The sequence below is a fragment of the Micromonospora sp. NBC_01740 genome, from assembly GCF_035920365.1.
GTDB lineage: Bacteria > Actinomycetota > Actinomycetes > Mycobacteriales > Micromonosporaceae > Micromonospora > Micromonospora reichwaldensis.
The window spans coordinates 6722188-6742489 of sequence record NZ_CP109150.1; the positions used below are offsets into that span (position 1 = coordinate 6722188).

The window sequence follows — 20302 nt, forward strand, 5'->3', positions numbered from 1 at the left end:
GGGACGCGCCGGCCACGTCCGGCCCTACGGCGGGTGATCCCGGTCTCGATCCGCCCCGGTGGTGGTGTGGGCGACGATCGTCGGGAAAGCCTCTCGGTGGTGGGATCGACCGCCGGAGACGGACGACAGGATGGGAATCCACGCATGACGAATGACGCCGGCAAGCAGCCCGCGAAGGCCTCGGGGACGTACCGGATCGGGGGCGACCTCCAGGTCGACCGGCTCGGCTACGGCGCGATGCAGCTCACCGGCCCCGGCGTGTGGGGCGACCCGAAGGACCCGGCCGAGGCCGTACGGGTGCTGCGCCGGGCGTACGAGCTGGGGGTGACGTTCATCGACACGGCCGACTCCTACGGGCCGTTCGTCAGCGAGCTGCTCATCCGGGATGCCCTGCACCCGTACGCCGACGACCTGGTCATCGCGACCAAGGCCGGCCTGACCCGCTCCGGCCCGGGCGACTGGCGTCCGGTGGGGCGCCCGGAGTACCTGCGCCAGCAGTGCGAGCTGAGCCTGCGGCACCTCGGCCTGGAGGCCATCGGGCTCTACCAGCTGCACCGGATCGACCCGCAGGTGCCGCTCGCCGACCAGCTCGGGGAGCTGGCGCTGCTCAAGCAGGAGGGCAAGATCCGGCACATCGGCCTGTCCGAGGTGACCGTCGAGCAGATCGAGGCGGCCCGCGCCGTCACCCCGATCGTCTCGGTGCAGAACCTCTACAACCTGGCGGACCGCAGCGCGGAGGCCGTCCTGGAGCACTGCGAGCGCCACGACCTCGCGTTCATCCCCTGGTTCCCGATCGCCACCGGCAACCTGGCCCGGCCGGGCGGCCCGCTGGACGCGATCAGCACCGGGCACGGCGCGACGCCCGCCCAGCTCGCGCTCGCCTGGCTGCTGCGCCGGTCACCGGTGATGCTGCCGATCCCGGGCACGTCGTCGGTGGCGCACCTGGAGGAGAACGTGGCCGCCGCCGAGGTGCAGCTGACCGACGACGAGTACGCGGCCCTCGCCAAGGCCGCCTGACGCGGGGCGGGGCGGGCGGCGCACGGCCGCCCGTCCCCGCCCGCTACAGGGCGAGGCAGTTGGGGCGGATCGCCTCCCCGCGCAGCGCCTGCCGGATCACCGTGTACGTGGTGCCGTCGAGCACCAGGCCGAGGTGCCCGACGACCCGCAGGGGGCACGCCGACTGGATCAGCACGTTGGTCGCTCCGTCGGCCAGTGTGGCGTTGTCGACGGGGCGCACCAGCTCGTCCTGGAGGGTGCGCACCGCCGTCCAGCGGACCGCGCCGGGGGTGTCGTCGCCCGCATTGAGGCCGGCGAGGAACGACGAGCCGATCGACATCTGCTGGCAGGCGACGATGCCGGCGCAGCTGCCCAGGCCGAGGAACTTCACGATGTTGGCCACGTACGTGCCGTACTGCGGGGTGCCGAGGCTGACGTAGCGGTCGACGCTGCTGGCCCCGCCCAGGCTCTTGATGAAGTACCGGGACACCAGGCCGCCCTCGGAGTGGGCGACGACGTCGACCTTGGCCGCGCCGGTCGACGCGCGGACCTGCCCGACGAAGCTGCTGAACGCGCGGGCCGAGGTGGGGATGTCGCCGAGCCCGAGGTTGGGCAGCTGGTAGACCCAGACCCGGTACCCGTCGACGCGCAGCCGGGAGGCCAGCGGCCCGTAGGCGGAGGCGATGCCGCTGAGGCCACCGACGACGATGACGGGGTTACCTGCCGCGGCGGCGGCAATCTCGGCGGCGGTGCTGGTGACGCCGTCCCCAACGGCGGAGGCGGAGGCGGCCGGGTCGGTGGCGCTCCGGTCGGTGCTGGCCGCGGGCCGGTCGGGGGCCGCGACAGCGGCCGTGGCGGGGGCGGCGAGCACGGCGGCGATCATGACGGCGAGGGCGGGGACGATCTTTCGGAGCAGCAAAGCTGCACCTCCCATGGAGGAACCCGGTGCAACCGGGCGGGACGGGGGTGGGGGTGGTTCCGATCGATCGTGGAGACGATGATGATGGCCGTAATCCACCATCGTCAATAACAAGTTACGGCCCGGTAACCCCTTGTCGCGCCGGGAGCACAAACCGGCAATCCCGGCGCCGTCCGTCCACGGCGGACGGTGCCCCACGTCGGGCCGAGCGCGGTGGCATGCTGTGACCCGTGCGCCCGACACCGCCCCGTGAAGAGCCGCTGCGGGTGATGCCGTGGTGGCTGGTGCTCGTCGGGCTGCTCCTCGCCGCGCTGCTCGGCTGGCTGGTGCTCGACTGGCTGCTCGGCGAGGCCGACCGCGCCGCCCAGCCGGACACCCGCGCGACGCTGCGCATCGACGCCATCCGCACCGGGCTGACCGTGGTCGCCGGCACCGGCGGCGGGCTCGCCCTGCTGCTGGCCGCCCGGCGACAGTGGATCGGCGAACGCGCCCAGCGGCACCAGGAGACCGTCGCCGCGCAGGACCAGGCGCACCGGGAACGGGTGCAGGCGCACGCGGAGGCGGTCGCCGAGGCCGGGCAGCACCACCAGGAGCGGCATGCCGAGGCGGCCGAGCACGACGCCGCCGAGCGCCGGCTGACCGAGCTGTACACGAGCGCCGTCGCACTGCTCGGCAACGACAACGCGGCCGTACGCCTGGGCGGCCTGCACGCCCTGGAGCGGCTCGGGCAGGACAATCCCGCCCAGCGGGAGACGATCGTGGCGGTGCTCTGCGCGTACCTGCGGATGCCGGCGCCGGAGGACGACGCGCGCGAGGCGGAGGTGCGCCGCACCGCCCAGCGGGTCCTGACCCGGCACCTGCGCGCGGACGACGACGCCTACTGGCCCGGGGTCAGGCTGGACCTGACCGGCGCCCGGCTCGACGGGTTCGACGCGACCGGCTGCACCCTGGACGACGCGGACCTCACCGGCGCGGTCTGCGCCGGCACCACCAGCCTGGTCGGCGCGACCGTACGCGGGCGGCTCTCCCTCGGCGCGACCTTCGCGGACCTGGCCTGCGACGACCTGCGCGGCGACGCCGAGATCGTCCTCGACCGCGCCCGGATCGCCGGCCGGGTCAGCTTCGACGGCGCCGACCTCGCCGGCGGGCTGTCGTGCCGGCACGCCACCGTCGCCCGGGCCTCCTTCCGGGGCGTCACCTTCCACCGGACGGCGAGCTTCGACGCGTCCCGATTCACGGACAGCGCGACCTTCCGCGAGGCGGTCTTCCTGAGCGGGGTCTCGATGGACCACGCCACCTTCACCGGCTACGCCGGGTTCCGGCAGACCCGCTTCGCGGACCTGGCCCTGTTCCGGTGGACCGAGTTCGGTGACCAGACCTGGTTCGAGCGGACCCGCTTCGAGGGAGCGGCGAACTTCGGTCGGGCCCGCTTCCACGGCCCGGTGACCTTCGACGGGGCGACGTTCGCCCGCCGTCCCCTGGTGGACCAGGCGCGGGCGACGGCCGCCGGCTCGCACGTCTGGCCCGAGGGCACGACCGTCGCCCCGCTGGACGATGACTGGCTGCTGCTCACGGACTCCTGACCGTCCCGGCGCGGGGCCCTCGCCGTCGCGGCGCGACCGCTAGGCTGGGCCGATGGGGGAAACCATTCAGGACAGTCCGGTGGAGTGGGTGGCCAGCCACGTGCAGCGCTACCTGGAGACCGACGGCGCCGACGGCGGAAAATTCCACGGCTACGACAGCCTGCTGCTCACCACCCGGGGGCGCCGGTCCGGCACGCTGCGGCGCACCGCGCTCATCTACGGCCGCGACGGCGACCGCTACCTGCTGGTGGCGTCGAACGGCGGCGCGGCGCGGCACCCGTACTGGTACCTCAACCTGTGCGCCGACCCGAAGGTGGAGGTGCAGGTCGGGGCCGAGAAGTTCCGGGGCACGGCGCGTACCGCCACCGCCGAGGAGCGGCCCCGGCTGTGGCAGGTCATGACCGAGGTCTTCCCGACGTACGCCCGCTACCAGAAGGAGACCGAGCGGGAGATCCCGGTGGTCGTCGTCGAACGGGCCTAATCGGCACCGGCCCGGCGCGCAGCTACGGCGGAGGCCCAGGTGATCCACGGCCTATAATGCTGCCCGTACCGCACGGACGGGGAGGGCGTCATGTCCACGGCTGAGCAGAACTCCAGGCTCCCGCTGTTCGCGATCGACGTTGGCATGCTCGTGGCCACCCTGCTCACCCTCGCCGGATATCTGATGCCCTGGTTCCGGCCGAGCAGCCGCGCCATCTGGTCCTTCTCCGGCTGGGCCTATGCGTCACTCAGCGACGGGGGTGGCTGGACCCTGCTCACCTTCGGTTGGCTGCTGCTGGCCGCCATGGCCGCGCTGTGGGCACGGCGCAGCGTGGTGGCGGCGATGACCGGGATGGTCGCTGCCGTGGGCACCCTGGTCACCGCTCTGTCGGTGGTGGCGGCGAGCTTCGCGGTGATCGGCGAACAGAGCTCGCTGGACCTGATGGCGCGACTGCCGTTCGACATCGGGCTGACGGTCCTGGCCATCGGCCTCGGGCTGCTCCTGGCCACCTCCTGCCGGGCGATCGTCCGGTGCCACCTGTTGAATGTCGCCGAGGACGCCTCCCCCGCTTCCCCGCTCTGAGGAACCTCAGTTCGCATCGGGGTTGCAGCGGCCGGGATCGCCAGTGAGGGCGACGAACTCCCGGCGGGTTGTCAGGCGCGGTCGGTGAGCTGGGCGACGAAAACCCGCCAGGCGGTCGGGGTGAAGACCAGCGCGGGACCAGCCGGGTCCTTCGAATCCCGTACGCCGACGACGCCGGGCAGATTGTCGGCAACCTCGACGCACACGCCGCCATTGGTGGACGAGCGAGACGACTTGCGCCACCGCGCGCCGGTCAGACTGTCCATGTCTTCGCCGCTTCCTTGAGCACGTCGATCGATTGCCTCAGCGGGAGGGCTTCGCCGTGGACAGCGTCCCACGCCAGCCCCAACCGAGCAATCGCGTCAGGCTGCCCGGTGGTCTGTGACTCCAACTGATGGTCTACGCAGCCCGCACGCGAGCCGTCGGGCAGGTCGGCCAGGATGAACGTTCCGGCCAGTCCTGTATAGACGCCAGCGGACAGCGGCACGACCTGCAACTGGACATGCGGCTGCTCGGCGCAGGTCAGCAGGTGCTCGAGCTGCTCGGCCATCACGTCGGGACCGCCGAACTCCCGCCGGACGACCATCTCGTCGAGCACCACGAAGAGCTGTGGGCTCGGCAGGCGGGCGAGCACAGCCTGCCGTTCCATCCGCGCCGCGACCCGCTGGCCCAACTCGGCAACCGGCGTCCGTGCCGCTCGGAAGGTCGCTCGCGCGTACGCCTCGGTCTGGAGAAGTCCCGGCACGAACGCGTGCTCGTACCAGCGTAGGGCGGTCGCCTCCCGCTCGATCTGTATCCACTCGCGCAGCCAGACCGGCGCGCCGTCGCCCTTGACCAGCTCGTTCCAGAGCGTCGCGAAGTATCCGCCGGTGTCCAGCGCCCCGTCGACGGCGGTCAGGTAGGGCAGGGTGGGTGGCTTCGTCCCGGTCTCGATCGCGCTCACCTGGGAGTCCGAGCAGAAGACCAGCTCACCGAGCTGCGCCTGGGTCAACCCGGCGGCCGACCGGCGTCGCCTCAGCTCACGAAGCAGGTACTCCGACGGCGAGATTCCCACGGCTTCCACACCCTTCCACGAATCTCCACACCGTTCTCCCCCGGCCCGAAACCGCACGCTACGTTCCGCGATCACGCGGTGACTGTTCCGAGCCTAGGGGGCGTTCGTCCAGGGTGGAAGGAGGACGGCGCGCCCGGCGGAATCGGCCCCCTCAGGACTCGGCGGGCGCACACGTCGCAGGGGCCCTGCCGAGCGCGCGTCCCGATTCCGACACCGATGGAGGGAGGCCCCGTGCCCGTGCCGAGGCCCGCGAATGCCGTACCGGCGTCGCGCTGGGCGACGCGCCCCGCCGCCGCGACGGCCAGCACCCGCGAGGACGGGACGCCTCGGGTCAGCCCTGGCGTGTACCTGCTGACGCGCGAGGCGTCGCCGCAGTTCGCGAAGCCGATCACGGTACGGGTGATCCGCGAGCGAACCGACCTCGTCACCTACCACGGCTGGGCGTGGGTCGAGGTGTACCAGCTCGACGCGCGCGGCCAGGCGATTGACCGCCGCGAGTTGTACGTGCGACCCGACGGGATGCGTCCCACGCAGGCGCCCTCGGCCGCGCGTTCACCCTCGGCGCAGCGGCGCGCTCCGGCCCGGCGGAGCGCGGGGACCAGCCGGTGAACACGCCCGTCCGCGACCACGTCCCGTCCCGCCCGACGTGGCGCTGCCGGGCCTGCGGGATCGCCTGGCCCTGTTCCCCGGCGAAGCTGCTTCTCCTCGCGAAGTACCGGGGCGACATGCCGGGGCTCATGGTCCACCTCGTGACGCTGCGCGAAGAAGCCGCCGCCGACCAGCTCGCGCAGCACTACCCCGGCGCGCAGTCGGCGGACCTGCACGGGCGCTTCACGGACTGGGTGCCGGCCCGCTCCCGCTGACCGCCGCGGGTCACCTACGCGGCGCGACAGCTTCCGGGATCTGCTGGTTCTGCCTATCCGACGCCGTCGGACCCGCACTGTCGGTCCGACTCGTTAGGCTCTCAGGCAGAACCTGCAGAGAGGGTGCCATCGGTGGCAACGGCGCATGACGTCGCAGCGGCGGTGCTGGGCGACCTCGGGGCCATGACGGCGATGAAGCTGGAGAAGCTCGTCTACTACTGCCAGGGATGGCACCTGGCGCGGACGGGCCACCCGCTTTTCCAGGAGCCGATCGAGGCATGGCGCGAAGGCCCGGTGGTCCCGCACCTCTACCGCCATCATCGCGGTCAACTGACCGTCACCGAGTGGCCGCTCGGCGAAGCATCCCGCCTGGCACCCGCCCAGGTCGACACGGTTCACTGGGTGACCGAGGCGTACGGCCGATTCTCCGCCGCTGAACTGTCGACGATGACGCACAACGAGCTTCCGTGGCGTGTCGCGCGTGGCGCGTTGCCCGAGTCCGCCCCCTCCACCGAGCAGGTCGACGTCGACCTCATGAGGGCGTACTACGCCCGGCAGGTGGCGAGCGTCGAGACAGCCGTGGTCCTCGCCTCCGCCAACGCCGCCCTCGAAGGAGCGGAGTTCGACGAGGACTGGCAGGACAGGCTTCGAGATGTCGCGTCCGGCGTCATCAGTGCCGACGATCTGATCGCTCAGGAGATCGCCCGGATCAGCAGTGAGCAGCGCTGATCCACTGCTGCCAACTCAGAGCTGCTGAACCGGTCCCGCCGTGCTCGCGGTCAGCGCATCACGCGGAACAGCAGCAGGAAGGCCACGTAGGCGACCGGCACGGCCGCGAAGCAGATCAGGAAGCCCAGGTGCACGTAGCGGGGCGGCGTGCCGGCGACCATGGCCGGTCGCCCCCATCGGCCGAGCACCAGGTAGCCGGCGAAGAAGGAGAGCGCGGGCAGACCCGCGCAGATCCACGCGCCGAGGGTGAAACCGTCGACCAGGCCGACGCCGGAGGCGAGCACCATGATCATCATGAGGATCGCGCCCACGGCCGCGCAGCCCGCGTAGACGGTGACCGACCGGGCCACCGGCGACCAGCCGGGCAGCAGCGCCGGTCGCTGCGCGAGCAGCTCGGTCTGCTGCCCGTGCCGGTCGGACTCGTCCGCGTAGCGTCGGGCCAGCTCCAGCTCGACGGTCGGGTCGACCTCCGCCGGGCGCGGGGCCGGCACCCCGCCCGCCGCCGGGCTCGCGGCCGTCGGCAGCGCCAGCCTCGTCTCCCCCACCCCGACCTGGGGGTGCGCCCCGACGCCCGGCCGCCCCGGCGCGCCGGCTGCGCTGGCGGGCTCCCCCTCCCCCGGCCCGACGCCGGCGAACGGGGCGCCACCTCGACCACCGTCGCCGGCCGAGGTGCCGGGCGCACCGGCGCCGGGAACGGCAGGGAACGTGGGTGCGGAATCGGGGACGCCGGCGGGCGGCCCTGCGCCGGGGACGGTGGAGGGCGTGGGTGCGGCGCCGGTGGGCACGCTGGACGCCGGGATGCCGATGGCCTGGCCGAGCTGGTCGAGGCGCTGCCCCTGGGCGGTGAGCCGGTGCTGGAGGTAGTCCGCGGCGGCGTGCAGGTTGCGGCGCCGGTCGGCGTCGGCGGCGGCACCGCGCTCGCCGGCCTGTCGCCGCTCGGCGAGTTGCCGGGCGAGCGCCGCGTACTCCTCGAAGGTGGACACCGCCTCAGTCCTCCCCGTCCGGGCCGTGCCCCTCGCGGGCGAACGGCACGATGAGCCGGGTGCGCTGGTCGTGCCGGTCGACCAGGAGCGCCCGGTCGGGCCGGGGCGCGTACGCGAGGTCGTGCACGCCGAGGTGCAGGCCCAGCTCGGCGCCGGGCACGTTCAGCGCGACCAGGCAGGCGACGTCGTCGCGGTTGTGGGCGCCGCCAAGGTCGTCGGCGAGGCGGCGCAGCCCCCGCCACCAGCCGAGCAGGTGCGTCCCCTGCCCCGGCCCCTGACGCAGCACGGCCCGCAGGTCGTCGTGGCCGGAGCGGAACGTGTCCGGGTCGGTGGCGGCGAGCAGCCCGCTGGCGGCGTCGACGCCGAAGACGACGAGATAGGTGCGGCTCGCGCCCGGCCCGGCCTCCCCCACCCCTTGCGCCGTCGTGGCGGGGCCGGCCGTTGCGCCTGGCGTCGACAGCGCGGCGGCGAGGGTGCCGAGGTGGCGGCGCAGGTCGGTCGCGTCGAGGCGGTCGACCGGGTGGCCGGCGGCGGCCAGGGTCGCGGCGGTGTCGTCGGCGGCTGACTCGGCGGCGGTGACCAGCGAGGCGAGCAGGAACCGGGCGTCGCCCGGAGCGTGCTGCCGGGCGAGACTCAGGGTGGCCGCGCGCAGCACCTCCGCGCCGGTGGCCGAGGTGCCGACCACGGCCAGGTGCCGGCCCGGGGTCGCGTCCATCATGAACAGCGCGGAGGTGCCCTCCACGTCGACCGTACGCCCGACCAGGGCCAGCGGGCGGCGCCCGCCCGGACGCAGCCCGGCGAAGGTCGGGTCGTCCTCGACGTGGGCGGCCTCGTAGCCCTTGAAGACCGACGGGGCGCGCGCGCCTGCCGCTCGGGCCTGCCACAGCTCGTGGCGCAGCCCGGCCAACTCCCCGGCGGCGGCGTGCGCGTCCGGGAAGCGGACGATCGTGTCGGCACCGACCGCGCCGGCCGCGGTGTTGAGCACGGCCGAGCCGACCGGCAGGGTCAGGGCGGACTCGTTCAGCGGGTCGAGCACCCCGCCGCCACCGGGCAGCGCCACCCGGAGCGCGAACTGGCCGAAGATCGCCTCGGCCCGGCCGTAGAGCGCCTCGACGCCGGTCATGCTCTGGCTGGCCAGCACCAGGTGCACGCCGTACGAGCGACCCTTGCGGGCCAGCTCCTCCAGCAGGTCGACCGACTCGCGGGCCAGCGCGTCGTTGCCGGTGAGAAGCACGTGGAACTCGTCGATCACCGCCACGATCCGGGGCACCGGGGTGTCGCGGGGCAGGTCGGCGAGCTTGGTGACGCCGTGCCGCTTGAGGACGGTGGCCCGCCGGGACAGCTCGCGGCGCAGCTCGCGCAGCACGGCGACGCCGTACTCCCGGTCGGACTCGATGCCGACCGCACGGGCGTGCGGCAGCCAGGACGGGTCGCGGGGGGTGGGGACGAACTCGGTGAAGCTCACCCCCTCCTTGAAGTCGAGCAGGTAGAGCCGGAGCTCGGCCGGCGAGTAGCGGGCGGCCAGCCCATAGAGGACGTCGAGCAGGAAGACGGTCTTGCCGGCGCCGGTGCGCCCGCCCACGAGCCAGTGCGGGGTGGCGTCGTCGAAGGCGACGGTGACCGGGTCGCGGCCCGCGCGGCCGACCACGGTGCGCAGCCCGTTGCCCGCCGACTCGGCCCACCGCCGCTCGGGCAGCAGCTCGGCGAAATCCACAGTGTCGCTGCGTCGGGCGGCGGCGCCGAGGTGCGCGGCGAGGGCGGCCACCGACGCCGCCGGCGGGTCGCCGTCGAGCAGCACGGGGGCGGCCAGTCCACTGCCGTCGTGGCTGAACGGGGCCCCCGGCGGGTCGCCGACGTGGGCGTACCGCTCGGTCAGCCGGATCGTGGTGGTGGCGCCGAGCTGCGGTGCCGGCTCCGCCGACGCGGCGGTGGGCCGGCCGGCGACCAGCACGCAGACCGCGGCGGCCGGGCCGGCGTGGGTGAGCGCGGCGAGCCGGGCCGCCTCGCGCGGCGGCGGCGCCGACGCGGCGACGACCAGCAGCAGCTCCTGGTCGGGGCGGTCGGCGTGCCGGGCGGCGCGGGCGTGCCGCTCGGCGGCGTCGAGCAGGGCGGCCACCTCGGCCTCGCCGGTGGCCGGCGGATCGAGCACGCCGGCGTCGATGAGCGGGCGCAGCGGCCCGAAGGTGGCGCCGAGCGCGGCGGTGTCGATGCCGGCGACCCGCACGCCGCCGGTCGGCGCGGTGGCGAGCAGCCGCAGCACGAGCGCCCGCAGCAGGCCGGCCACCCGGGGGTCGCGGGCGTCCGCGTCGACGGCGAGGTGGTGGCCGCCACCCAGCGGTACGAGGACGGGGAAGGCACCGTCCGGGGTGGACGCCTCGCCGACGCGGACGGGTACGGGGACCGCGGTCACGGGGGTGGCCCCGGGGGTCGGGGTGGCGAGCGCGCCGCCGAGTGCCGCGAGCCGGGTGACCAGTTCGGGTGCGCCGGCCGGGGCGGCCTGGGGCGCCTGCCCGGCGAGCGCCCGGCGGGCGGTGTCGAGGTGCGCCCGGGCCGCCCGGTGCGCCGCAACCGCCTGCCCGTACGCCGACGCGAGCCTGCCCACTTCCCGCTCCCGTCGCCGTCGCCCGCCTGGTCCCCAAGGACCCTAACGGACACCGGCGACACCCGGACAGTGGCGAGGCGGGCGCGTCGGACGAACACGCCGCCGCCGGCACTCCCTCTGACGCACGGGTAAGGAAGGGCACCTTCCGATACGAAAAACGACAGGAAGGTGCCCTTCCTTACCACGTGAACAGGGCGGTCAGCCGGTGACGGCGTTGAGGGCCGGCAGGTAGCCGTACCGGTAGCCGTCGGCGTCGGGGTGGTACGCCTCGATGACGCCGCTGACGTCGCGGATCCACGGGTCGGCCGCGCAGACCCCGTGCCCGGCGAAGTAGGGGCGGGTGTCGGCGAACGTGGCGCCGGCCGCGGCGGCCCGGCCGGAGATGACGGTGGCGAGCACGTCGGCGGCCTCGTTGAGGATGGTCCGCTTGTAGGTGCTCATCGCCAGCAGCCCGCAGGAGCCGGTCTCGAACAGCCGCGGGTAGCCGAGCACGATCAGCCGCGCGTTGGGCGCCCGGTTCCGGATGGCCGCGTAGGTGGCGTCCAGCCGGCCCGGCAGGGTGGTGGTGGCGAACGCCTTCGACTCGTTGACGGCGTTGGTGCAGCTCGACGTGCTGCCGAAGCGGCAGCTGGTGATCACGTCGGCGAAGCCGGCGTCGTTGCCGCCGATGGTGATGGTGACCAGGGTGGTGCTGGCGCTCAGGGAGCCGACCTGGTTGTTGATGACGTCGGAGGTGACGGCGCCGCCGCAGGCGGGGAACGTGAAGCTGGTGACCGCGTTGGCGGCGGCCCACAGCGGGGCGTACGACTTCTGGCTGCGCAGGCAGGTGGACGGTTCGTACGGGCCGGCGCCGACGCCGGAGGAGTAGGAGTCGCCGAGGGCCACGTAGTTGACGGCTGCGGCGGCCTGGGCGGTGCCGGGGGCGAGCAGCGCGCCGAGGGCGGCGGTGGACAGGGCGACCAGCGCGGCGAGGGCACGGGCCAGCGGGCGGTGGGGCATGAGGGGACCTCCACGGGACAGGGGGTGGTGGGCCCGGTGACCGCGCGCGTGGCCAGGGACGGGGGCTTGTTACCAGGCGGTAATGCTATCGAAACATTCAGATCAATGGAATGGGTCAGATCGGGCGACGGGACCGACATGTTCACGATCGTCGATTAGGTTGGCCGGTGCGTACACCCCGACGGAGGGAGTCCACCCCGTGCGACGCGCTCTCACGGCGGCCATCGCCGCCCTGACCGTCACCACCGCCGGCGGCCTGGTCGCCGGCACCCCCGGCCAGGCCGCCCCACCGGCCCTGGGCCGGCCCGTCCCCGCCGCCGCACCGCAACCCGGCGGCCCGGGACTGGGCGACAGCTACTTCCCCGACTACGGAAACGGCGGCTACGACGTCCAGCACTACGACGTCCGGCTGCGCTACGACCCGGCGACCGACCTGCTCACCGGCACCACCACGATCCTGGCCCGGGCCACCGAGGACCTGTCCCGGTTCAACCTGGACTTCCTGCTCGACGTCGAGTCGGTACGGGTCGACGGCTGGCAGGCCACGGCCACCCGCGAGGGCGTGCACGAGCTGGCGGTCACCCCGCGCCGCGCGATCACGGCCGGCAAGCAGCTCACCATCGTGGTGCGCTACTCGGGCGTGCCGTCGGAGACACTGGTCGGCGGCTACACCGGCTGGACCCGCACCGCCGACGGGGCGATGGTGGTCAACGAGCCGGAGTCGGCCTGGTGGTGGTTCCCCAGCAACGACCACCCGCAGGACAAGGCCACCTTCGACGTCTCCGTCTCGGTGCCGACCGGCGTCGAGGTGATCAGCAACGGCGTCCAGCCCCGCCCGCCGCTGGCCGAGGCGGGCAACCGCACCCGGTGGAGCTGGCGGACCACCTCACCCACCGCCACCTACCTGTCCTTCCTCGCCATCGGCCAGTACGACATCGTCACCGACACGGCGCCGAACGGGCAGCCGGTGGTCAACGCGTACAGCGCCGGCCTCGGCGAGCTGGGGCCGGCCGCGCGGGCCAGCATCGGGCGCACGGCCGAGGTCGTCGAGTGGTGCAGCGGGATCTTCGGGCCGTACCCCTTCGAGGCGCAGGGCGGCGTGGCCGGGCCCGTCGACGGCATCGGCTTCGCCCTGGAGACGCAGACCCGCCCGGTGTACGGGCCGGGCTTCTGGCGCCGGGGCGCCAACACCTACGTAGTGGTGCACGAGCAGGCCCACCAGTGGTTCGGCAACTCGGTCTCGCTGGCCGACTGGAGCGACATCTGGCTGAACGAGGGCTTCGCCTCGTACGCGGAGTGGCTCTGGTCGGAGGAGCAGGGCGAGGGCACCGCCCAGGAGCTGTTCGACTTCACGTACGCCAGCTACCCGGCCGACGACGGGTTCTGGCAGGTGCCGCCGGGCGCACCCGGGCCGGGCAGGATCTTCGACGCCGCCGTCTACGACCGGGGCGCGATGACGGTGCACCAGCTGCGGCTGGCCATCGGCGACGAGGCGTTCTTCGCACTCCTGCCGGCCTGGACGGCCGCGCACCGACACGGCAACGCCACCACCGCCCAGTTCCAGGCCCTGGCCGAACGGATCTCCGGTCTGGACCTGGACGACTTCTTCACCACCTGGCTACTCACCCCCGGTCGGCCGGACGTGCCCGGCGCCGCCCGCAAGGCCGGCCCGCCGGCCGAACCGAAGTCCTGGACCAAGCTCCGCGAGTCGCACCAGCTCCTGACCCGCTGAGCGGGTGCGGGTGCCCGCTGACTCACGGGCGGGTACCCGCGCCCGGTGCGCCAGAGGCGGACCGTGCACGCGCCGGGCGGGATGCCTCCGTCGGCCACGTCGATGGCGGCGCGCACGATGCGGTCCACGGACAGGTCGGTCGACGCTGTCGAGGTGATGTCGTAGACGATTCACCCGCCGTCCACGGGACGGACGCCACCCGCCGTCCACGCGACGGACGCCGACCAACCCCGAGCGGCGCCCACCCAGGGTGTGCACGGCGTTGCCGAAGCCCTGATCCGTCTACGAACATCAGCTCGACAGCGCGGACACCGGACAACCGGCAGGGCGCCGAGCGCCGGCAAGGCCGGCGACAAGCCCGTCCGAGACGGGCCCGTCCGAGACGGGCCCGCCCAAGACAGGCCCGCCCAAGACAGGCCCGCCCGAGACAGGCCGCTGGAACAGGTCTCTTCGGGACAGGCCCGCCCGGGACAAGCCGGGATCACCGGTCAGCGCGCGGCCAGGGGTTGGCGGGCCGGATCCACCGGGGCCGGCAGGGTGCCCGTCCCGCCCAGGTGGGCGTGGATGGCGGCGGCCGCGGCGCGGCCCTCGGCGATCGCCCAGACGATCAGCGAGGCGCCCCGGTGCATGTCGCCGGCGACGAAGACGCCGTCGGTGCCGGTCTGCCAGTCGGACCGGGCGTCGATCGCGCCACGGGCGTTGCGGCCGACCCCGAGCTGGTCGAGCAGCGGCTGCTCCTCGGTGCCCTCGAAGCCGATCGCCAGCAGCACCAGGTCGGCCGGCAACTCCCGCTCCGAGCCGGGCACCGGGGTGACGATGCGCCGCCCGTCGCGCTTCTCCACGGTCACCTCGGCGATCCGTACCGCCCGCACCTGGCCGGTGCCGTCGTCGACGAACTCCTGGACCGCGACGGCGAAGACCCGCTCGCCGCCCTCCTCGTGCGCCGGGTAGCTGCGCAGCAGCCACGGCCACGTGGGCCACGGGTCCCGGGCCTCGTCGCGCGCCTGCGGCGGCTGCGGGTAGAGGTCCAACTGGTGTACGCCGGCCGCGCCCTGGCGGTGCGCCACGCCCAGGCAGTCCGCCGCCGTGTCGCCGCCACCGATGATCACGATGTGCTTCCCGGCCGCGTCGATCGGGTTGCCGTCGGGCAGCACCGCCGTGTCGGGCCGGCCGCCCGCCGCCGCGGCGACCACCCGGTTGGCCGCGACGAGGTGGTCCATCGCCTGGTGTACGCCGCGCAGCCCGCGCCCCGGCGTCTCGGGGGTGTCCCGGCCCCGCAGCGCGCCGCAGGCGAGCAGCACGGCGTCGTGCTCGGCGCGCAACTGCTCGGCGGTGACGTCCACGCCGACGTTCACCCCGGTGCGGAAGCGCACGCCCTCGGCGGTGAGCTGGGCCAGCCGGCGGTCGATGTGGACCTTCTCCAGCTTGAAGTCGGGGATGCCGTACCGCAGGAGGCCGCCGATCGCGTCGTCGCGCTCGTACACCGTGACGGCGTGACCGGCGCGGGCGAGCTGCTGCGCGGCGGCGAGGCCGGCGGGCCCGGAGCCGACCACGGCGACCGAGCGGCCCGTCGGCGCCGGGGCCGGGCGCGGCAGCAGGCCGCCCCGGACGACGGCCGCGTCGGCGATCTCCACCTCGACCTGCTTGATGGTGACCGGCTGCCCGCCACCGATGCCGAGCACGCAGGCCGCCTCGCAGGGCGCCGGGCAGAGCCGGCCGGTGAACTCGGGGAAGTTGTTGGTGGCGTGCAGCGAGTCCACCGCGGCGTCCCAGTTGCCCGTGCGGACCAGGTCGTTCCAGTCCGGGATGCGGTTGCCCAGCGGGCAGCCGTCGTGGCAGAACGGGATGCCGCAGTCCATGCAGCGGGTGGCCTGCTCGCGGATGAGCTCCTCGCCTGCCGGCGGGTACACCTCGCGCCAGTCGCTGATCCGCACCGGCACCGGGCGGCGCGCGGGCAGCCGCCGGTCGTAGCGCAGGAAACCGTTCGGGTCAGGCACGAGCCACCTCCTGGACCGTCACCCGCGGGGCGGGCAGGGTCGGAACAGACGAAGCGGAGGGCGCCGACTGCGCAGCTGGGGCGGCATTCACCGCGAGTGCGCTCATCACCGCGTCGTCGACGTCGCGGCCGGCGGCTTCGGCGGCCCGCATGATCTCCAGCACCCGGCGGTAGTCCCGGGGCACCACGGCGGTGAACTCCGCCACCGCTTCCGGCCAGCGCTTGAGCAGCCCCTCGGCGACCGCCGAGTCGGTCTCGGCGAAGTGCCGCTGCACCAGCTCGTGCAGCACCGCCTGCTCCTCCCCGGACAGCGGCGCCAGGTCGACCAGCTCCGCGTTGACCCGGCGGCGGTCCAGCCGGTGCACGAAGGCCATGCCGCCGGACATGCCGGCGGCGAAGTTGCGGCCGGTCGGGCCCAGCACCACCACGGTCCCACCGGTCATGTACTCGCAACCGTGGTCACCGACGCCCTCGACGACGGTCACCGCGCCCGAGTTGCGTACGGCGAACCGCTCCCCCACCCGTCCGCGCAGGAACAGCTCGCCCGCGGTGGCCCCGTAGAGGATGGTGTTGCCGGCGATGGTCTGGTCCTCGGCCCGCTGCCCCGGCTCGGCCTCGCCGTCGAGGAAGGGGGCGGCGGCGTCCGGCCGCACGACGAGCCGACCGCCGGAGAGGCCCTTGCCCACGTAGTCGTTGGCGTCGCCGTGCAGCCGGAGGGTCACCCCGCCCGGCAGGAACGCGCCGAACGACTGGCCGGCGGTGCCGCGCAGCGTGAACTCGATCGTGTCGGCGGGCAGGCCGGCCCCGCCGAAGCGGCGGGTCACCTCGCCGCCGAGCATCGCGCCGACGCTGCGGTGCTCGTTGCGCACCGCCACCTCCACCCGCACCGGCGTACCGTCGGCCAGCGCCGGCCCGGCCAGGGCGATCAGCTCGTTGTCCAGCGCCAGCTCCAGCCCGTGGTCCTGGGCCCGTACGCCCCGGCGCGCGGCCCCGGCCGGCAGCTCCGGCAGGTGCAGCACGGGGGCCAGGTCCAGCCCGCCGGCCTTCCAGTGCGCGATCGCCGGGGCGACGTCGAGCAGCTCGGCCTGCCCGATGGCCTCCTCGATCGACCGCAGGCCCAGCTCGGCCAGGTAGCCGCGGACCTCCTCGGCGAGGAACAGGAAGAAGTTCTCCACGAACTCCGGCCGGCCGGTGAAGCGTTCCCGCAGCACCGGGTTCTGGGTGGCGATGCCGACCGGGCAGGTGTCGAGGTGGCAGACGCGCATCATGACGCAGCCCTCGACGATCAGCGGCGCGGTGGCGAAGCCGAACTCCTCGGCGCCGAGCAGCGCCGCCACCAGCACGTCGCGGCCGGTCTTGAGCTGCCCGTCGACCTGCACGGTGACCCGGTCGCGCAGCTTGTTGAGCAGCAGCGTCTGCTGCGCCTCGGCCAGCCCCAGCTCCCACGGGGTGCCGGCGTGCTTGAGCGAGTTCAGCGGGGACGCGCCGGTGCCGCCGTCGTGGCCGGAGATCAGGATGACGTCGGCCTTGAGCTTGGCCACGCCCGCCGCGACGGTGCCGACGCCGACCTCGCTGACGAGCTTGACGTGCACCCGGGCGGACGGGTTGACGCACTTCAGGTCGTGGACGAGCTGCGCGAGGTCCTCGATGGAGTAGATGTCGTGGTGCGGGGGCGGGGAGATCAGGCCGACGCCCGGCGTGGCGTGCCGGGTACGGGCGATCCACGGCCAGACCTTGTTGCCGGGCAGCTGCCCGCCCTCGCCGGGCTTGGCGCCCTGCGCCATCTTGATCTGGAGATCGTCGGCGTTGACCAGGTATTCGCTGGTCACCCCGAACCGGCCGCTGGCGATCTGCTTCACGGCGGAGCGGCGGGCCGGGTCGTGCAGCCGCTCGACGTCCTCGCCGCCCTCGCCGGTGTTGGACTTGCCGCCGAGGCGGTTCATCGCGATCGCGAGGGTCTCGTGCGCCTCCGCCGAGATCGACCCGTACGACATGGCGCCGGTGGCGAACCGCTTGACGATCTCGGTGGCCGGTTCGACCTCGTCGAGCGGCACCGGGGGCCGCACGCCCGTACGCAGGGTGAACAGCCCGCGCAGCGAGCCGGCCGCCGCGGCCAGCTCGTCGACCTTGGCCGTGTACTGGCGGAAGACGTCGTACTGGCGGCTGCGGGTGGCGTGCTGGAGCAGGAAGACCGTCTCCGGGTTGAACAGGTGCAGCTCGCCCTCGCGGCGCCACTGGTACTCGCCGCCGACCTCCAGCCGGTCCGACGCCACGGCGCCCGGCGGCGGCCAGGCCACGGCGTGCCGGGCGGCGACCTCGGCGTGGATGCCGTCGAGCCCGATCCCGCCGATCTTGCTCGGGGTGCCCCGGAAGTAGCGCTGGACCAGCTTGGCGTCCAGCCCGACGGCCTCGAAGACCTGCGCCCCGCAGTACGACGACACCGTCGAGATGCCCATCTTGGACATGATCTTCAGGACGCCCTTGCCGAGGCCCTTGACGTAGTTGCGGACCGCCTTGGCCGGATCCGTGCCGACCAGCACCCCGGTGGAGATCATGTCCTCCACCGACTCGAACGCCAGGTACGGGTTCACCGCCGCCGCGCCGTAGCCGATCAGCACCGCCGCGTGGTGCACCTCGCGGCAGTCGCCGGACTCGACGATCAACGCCACCTGGGTGCGGGTCTGCTCGCGCACGAGGTGCTGGTGCACGGCGGCGGTGAGCAGCAGCGACGGGATGGGGGCGAGGTCGGCGTTGGAGTCCCGGTCCGACAGCACCAGGATGCGTACGCCGTCCTCGATGGCCTCGGAGACGTGCCGGCAGATCTCCGTCAGCCGGGCCTTGATCCCGGCGCCGCCCTCCCGGACCCGGTAGAGCCCGGAGACCCGCACCGCCTTGAAGCCGGGCAGGTCGCCGTCCTCGTCGATGGAGAGGATCTTCGCCAGCTCGTCGTTGTCGATCACCGGGTACGGCAGCACGATCTGCCGGCAGCTCGCCGGGCCCGGGTCGAGCAGGTTGCCCTCCGGCCCGATGGTGGACGCCAGGCTTGTCACCAACTCCTCGCGGATGGCGTCCAGCGGCGGGTTGGTGACCTGCGCGAAGAGCTGGTGGAAGTAGTCGTAGAGCAGCCGCGGCCGGGTGGAGAGCGGGGCGATCGGGGTGTCGGTGCCCATCGAGCCGAGCGGCTCGGCGCCCGTACGCGCCATCGGCGCGAGCAGGATCTTCAGCTCCTCCTCGCTGTAGCCGAAGGTCTGCTGGCGGCGGCGTACCGAGTCGTGGGTGTAGACGGTGTGCCGGCGCGGGGGCAGGTCGGTCAGCTCGATCAGGCCGGCGTGCAGCCAGTCGGCGTACGGCTGCTCGGCCGCCAGCTCCGCCTTGATCTCCTCGTCGTGCACGATGCGGCCGGCGACGGTGTCGACCAGGAACATCTTGCCCGGCTGGAGGCGGCCCTTGGCGACCACCCGGGCCGGGTCGAGGTCGAGCACGCCCGCCTCGCTGCCGAGCACCACGAGCCCGTCGTCCGTACGCCACCAGCGCCCCGGGCGCAGCCCGTTGCGGTCCAGCACGGCGCCGACGACCTCGCCGTCGGTGAAGGCGACCGAGGCCGGCCCGTCCCACGGCTCCATCAGGCTCGCGTGGAAGCGGTAGAAGGCGCGCTTGTCGGCGGCCATGTCGGGGTCGTTCTCCCACGCCTCCGGGATCATCATCAGCACGGCGTGCGGCAGGCTCCGCCCGGCCAGGTGCAGCAGCTCGAGGACCTCGTCGAAGTTCGCCGAGTCGGAGGCGGCGGGGGTGCAGACCGGAAAGACCCGGCGGATGTTGCCGGGAAAGTTCGGGGTGCGCAGCAGTGCCTCGCGGGCCTGCATCCAGTTGCGGTTGCCCCGGATCGTGTTGATCTCGCCGTTGTGCGCGATGAGCCGGTACGGGTGCGCCAGCGGCCAGGACGGGAACGTGTTCGTGGAGAACCGGGAGTGCACCAGCGCGATCGCGCTCTCCACCCGCGCGTCGGACAGCTCCGGATAGAACGCCGGGAGCTGGTCGGGAGTGAGCATGCCCTTGAACACCATGGTCCGCCCGGACAGCGACGGGAAATAGGCCGGCACGCCCCGCTCGGCGCTCTCCCGCTCGGCCTGCTTGCGCACGCAGAACGCGACCCGCTCCAGCTCGACGCCGACCAGCGGCGACCCGGCCGGCCCGGCCGCCGAGCCCGTGAGCCGGCGCGCGGCGAGGAAGAGCTGCCGCACCCGGGGCATCGCCGCGAGGGCGGTCTCGCCGAGGCCGCTCGGGTCGACCGGCACGTCCCGCCAGCCGAGCACGTCGGCCCCCTCGACCAGCGCGTACTTCTCCACCACGCGGCGCGCGCGGGCCTCGGCGGCGTCGTCGTCGGGAAGGAAGACCAGGCCGGTGGCGTACTCGCCGGCGGGCGGCAGCGGGAAGTCCACCACCGCGCGCAGGAACGCGTCCGGAATCTGGATCATGATGCCCGCGCCGTCGCCGGTGTTGGGTTCCGCGCCTCGGGCTCCCCGGTGGTCCAGCCGGCAGAGCGCGTCGAGGCCGTTGACCACGACCGCGTGCGAGCGCCGCCCGTGCAGGTCCGCCACGAAGGCCACACCGCAGGCGTCGTGCTCCTGCGCGGGGTCGTAGAGCCCGGCCGCAGGCGCTCCCGGGCCGAGGTGCGGGGCCTGCTTCGGGCTGCTGTGAGGGTACGGAAAGGCCACCGGGCCTCCTGTCGTCGCTCAGGGTGGATCTCGATCGGGACGACGTCGGCCCTCAAGGGTCTATTGAG

16 protein-coding genes are annotated in these 20302 nt (G+C 73.8%); 8 read left to right on the forward strand and 8 right to left on the reverse strand.

The window, feature by feature from the left end; genetic code table 11:
* Window positions 1-144: 144 nt before the first annotated feature.
* Window positions 145-1017 (forward strand): aldo/keto reductase, encoded by an 873-nt coding sequence (locus tag OG989_RS29170; protein ID WP_327029088.1) that lies wholly within the window; start codon window positions 145-147, stop codon window positions 1015-1017.
* A gap of 43 nt (window positions 1018-1060) precedes the next feature.
* On the opposite strand, the gene OG989_RS29175 is transcribed toward OG989_RS29170, so the two are convergent.
* Window positions 1061-1915 (reverse strand): alpha/beta fold hydrolase, encoded by an 855-nt coding sequence (locus OG989_RS29175; RefSeq protein WP_327029089.1) that lies wholly within the window; start codon window positions 1913-1915, stop codon window positions 1061-1063.
* Window positions 1916-2145: 230 nt separating this feature from the next.
* Between OG989_RS29175 and OG989_RS29180 the strand changes: the two genes are divergently transcribed.
* The 3 genes from OG989_RS29180 to OG989_RS29190 all read left to right on the forward strand — a co-directional run bounded on the left by OG989_RS29180 (window position 2146) and on the right by OG989_RS29190 (window position 4561).
* The gene (locus OG989_RS29180; protein ID WP_192581599.1) at window positions 2146-3498 is read left to right on the forward strand and encodes a pentapeptide repeat-containing protein; all 1353 of its coding nucleotides are present in this window, start codon (window positions 2146-2148) and stop codon (window positions 3496-3498) included.
* A gap of 52 nt (window positions 3499-3550) precedes the next feature.
* The gene (locus tag OG989_RS29185; RefSeq protein WP_327029091.1) at window positions 3551-3979 is read left to right on the forward strand and encodes a nitroreductase family deazaflavin-dependent oxidoreductase; all 429 of its coding nucleotides are present in this window, start codon (window positions 3551-3553) and stop codon (window positions 3977-3979) included.
* A 90-nt stretch (window positions 3980-4069) separates the two neighbouring features.
* The gene (locus tag OG989_RS29190) at window positions 4070-4561 is read left to right on the forward strand and encodes a hypothetical protein (RefSeq protein ID WP_327029092.1); all 492 of its coding nucleotides are present in this window, start codon (window positions 4070-4072) and stop codon (window positions 4559-4561) included.
* Window positions 4562-4632: 71 nt separating this feature from the next.
* Here OG989_RS29190 and OG989_RS29195 read toward each other — a convergent pair whose 3' ends face one another.
* Together OG989_RS29195 and OG989_RS29200 are read right to left on the reverse strand one after the other, a co-directional pair.
* Window positions 4633-4827, reverse strand: a complete 195-nt coding sequence (locus tag OG989_RS29195) for a DUF397 domain-containing protein (protein WP_151457394.1) — start codon at window positions 4825-4827, stop codon at window positions 4633-4635.
* A complete protein-coding gene (locus OG989_RS29200; protein WP_425856048.1) occupies window positions 4815-5624 on the reverse strand; it encodes a helix-turn-helix domain-containing protein in 810 nt (269 codons plus the stop codon). The genes OG989_RS29195 and OG989_RS29200 overlap by 13 nt, the downstream gene beginning before the upstream one ends.
* A 222-nt stretch (window positions 5625-5846) precedes the next feature.
* Here OG989_RS29200 and OG989_RS29205 point away from each other — a divergent pair, with 222 nt between their 5' ends.
* The 3 genes from OG989_RS29205 (at window position 5847) to OG989_RS29215 (ending at window position 7207) form a co-directional block, all read left to right on the forward strand.
* The gene (locus OG989_RS29205) at window positions 5847-6224 is read left to right on the forward strand and encodes a hypothetical protein (RefSeq protein WP_225852511.1); all 378 of its coding nucleotides are present in this window, start codon (window positions 5847-5849) and stop codon (window positions 6222-6224) included.
* Window positions 6221-6478 (forward strand): flavin reductase, encoded by a 258-nt coding sequence (locus tag OG989_RS29210; protein WP_151457392.1) that lies wholly within the window; start codon window positions 6221-6223, stop codon window positions 6476-6478. Before OG989_RS29205 ends, OG989_RS29210 begins: the two co-directional genes overlap by 4 nt.
* Before the next feature lie 132 nt (window positions 6479-6610).
* Entirely contained in the window at window positions 6611-7207 is a 597-nt protein-coding gene (locus tag OG989_RS29215; protein WP_151457391.1) for a Panacea domain-containing protein, read from the forward strand.
* A gap of 50 nt (window positions 7208-7257) precedes the next feature.
* Here OG989_RS29215 and OG989_RS29220 read toward each other — a convergent pair whose 3' ends face one another.
* The 3 genes from OG989_RS29220 to OG989_RS29230 form a co-directional block, all read right to left on the reverse strand.
* Complete coding sequence (locus OG989_RS29220; RefSeq protein WP_327029094.1) at window positions 7258-8190, reverse strand: hypothetical protein; 933 nt, start codon at window positions 8188-8190, stop codon at window positions 7258-7260.
* 4 nt (window positions 8191-8194) lie between these two features.
* Entirely contained in the window at window positions 8195-10792 is a 2598-nt protein-coding gene (locus tag OG989_RS29225; protein WP_327029095.1) for an FtsK/SpoIIIE domain-containing protein, read from the reverse strand.
* A gap of 198 nt (window positions 10793-10990) precedes the next feature.
* Window positions 10991-11791 (reverse strand): SGNH/GDSL hydrolase family protein, encoded by an 801-nt coding sequence (locus OG989_RS29230; protein WP_327029096.1) that lies wholly within the window; start codon window positions 11789-11791, stop codon window positions 10991-10993.
* A gap of 199 nt (window positions 11792-11990) precedes the next feature.
* Here OG989_RS29230 and OG989_RS29235 point away from each other — a divergent pair, with 199 nt between their 5' ends.
* Complete coding sequence (locus OG989_RS29235; protein ID WP_151456318.1) at window positions 11991-13523, forward strand: M1 family metallopeptidase; 1533 nt, start codon at window positions 11991-11993, stop codon at window positions 13521-13523.
* A 488-nt stretch (window positions 13524-14011) separates the two neighbouring features.
* Here OG989_RS29235 and OG989_RS29240 read toward each other — a convergent pair whose 3' ends face one another.
* Window positions 14012-15520 carry a glutamate synthase subunit beta gene (locus OG989_RS29240; protein WP_327029097.1) on the reverse strand — a complete coding sequence of 503 codons (1509 nt, stop codon included), beginning with the start codon at window positions 15518-15520 and terminating at the stop codon, window positions 14012-14014.
* Window positions 15513-20234, reverse strand: coding sequence for a glutamate synthase large subunit (gltB, locus tag OG989_RS29245; protein WP_327029098.1), 4722 nt, complete (start codon window positions 20232-20234; stop codon window positions 15513-15515). Before gltB ends, OG989_RS29240 begins: the two co-directional genes overlap by 8 nt.
* Window positions 20235-20302 lie beyond the last annotated feature (68 nt).

Bases quoted from the DNA above. Each gene is read 5' to 3' on its own strand.
- OG989_RS29170 (WP_327029088.1), top strand. From the start codon at position 145: ATGACGAATGACGCCGGCAAGCAGCCCGCGAAGGCCTCGGGGACGTAC.
- OG989_RS29185 (WP_327029091.1), top strand. From the start codon at position 3,551: ATGGGGGAAACCATTCAGGACAGTCCGGTGGAGTGGGTGGCCAGCCAC.
- OG989_RS29190 (WP_327029092.1), top strand. From the start codon at position 4,070: ATGTCCACGGCTGAGCAGAACTCCAGGCTCCCGCTGTTCGCGATCGAC.
- OG989_RS29195 (WP_151457394.1), bottom strand. From the start codon at position 4,827: ATGGACAGTCTGACCGGCGCGCGGTGGCGCAAGTCGTCTCGCTCGTCC.
- OG989_RS29230 (WP_327029096.1), bottom strand. From the start codon at position 11,791: ATGCCCCACCGCCCGCTGGCCCGTGCCCTCGCCGCGCTGGTCGCCCTG.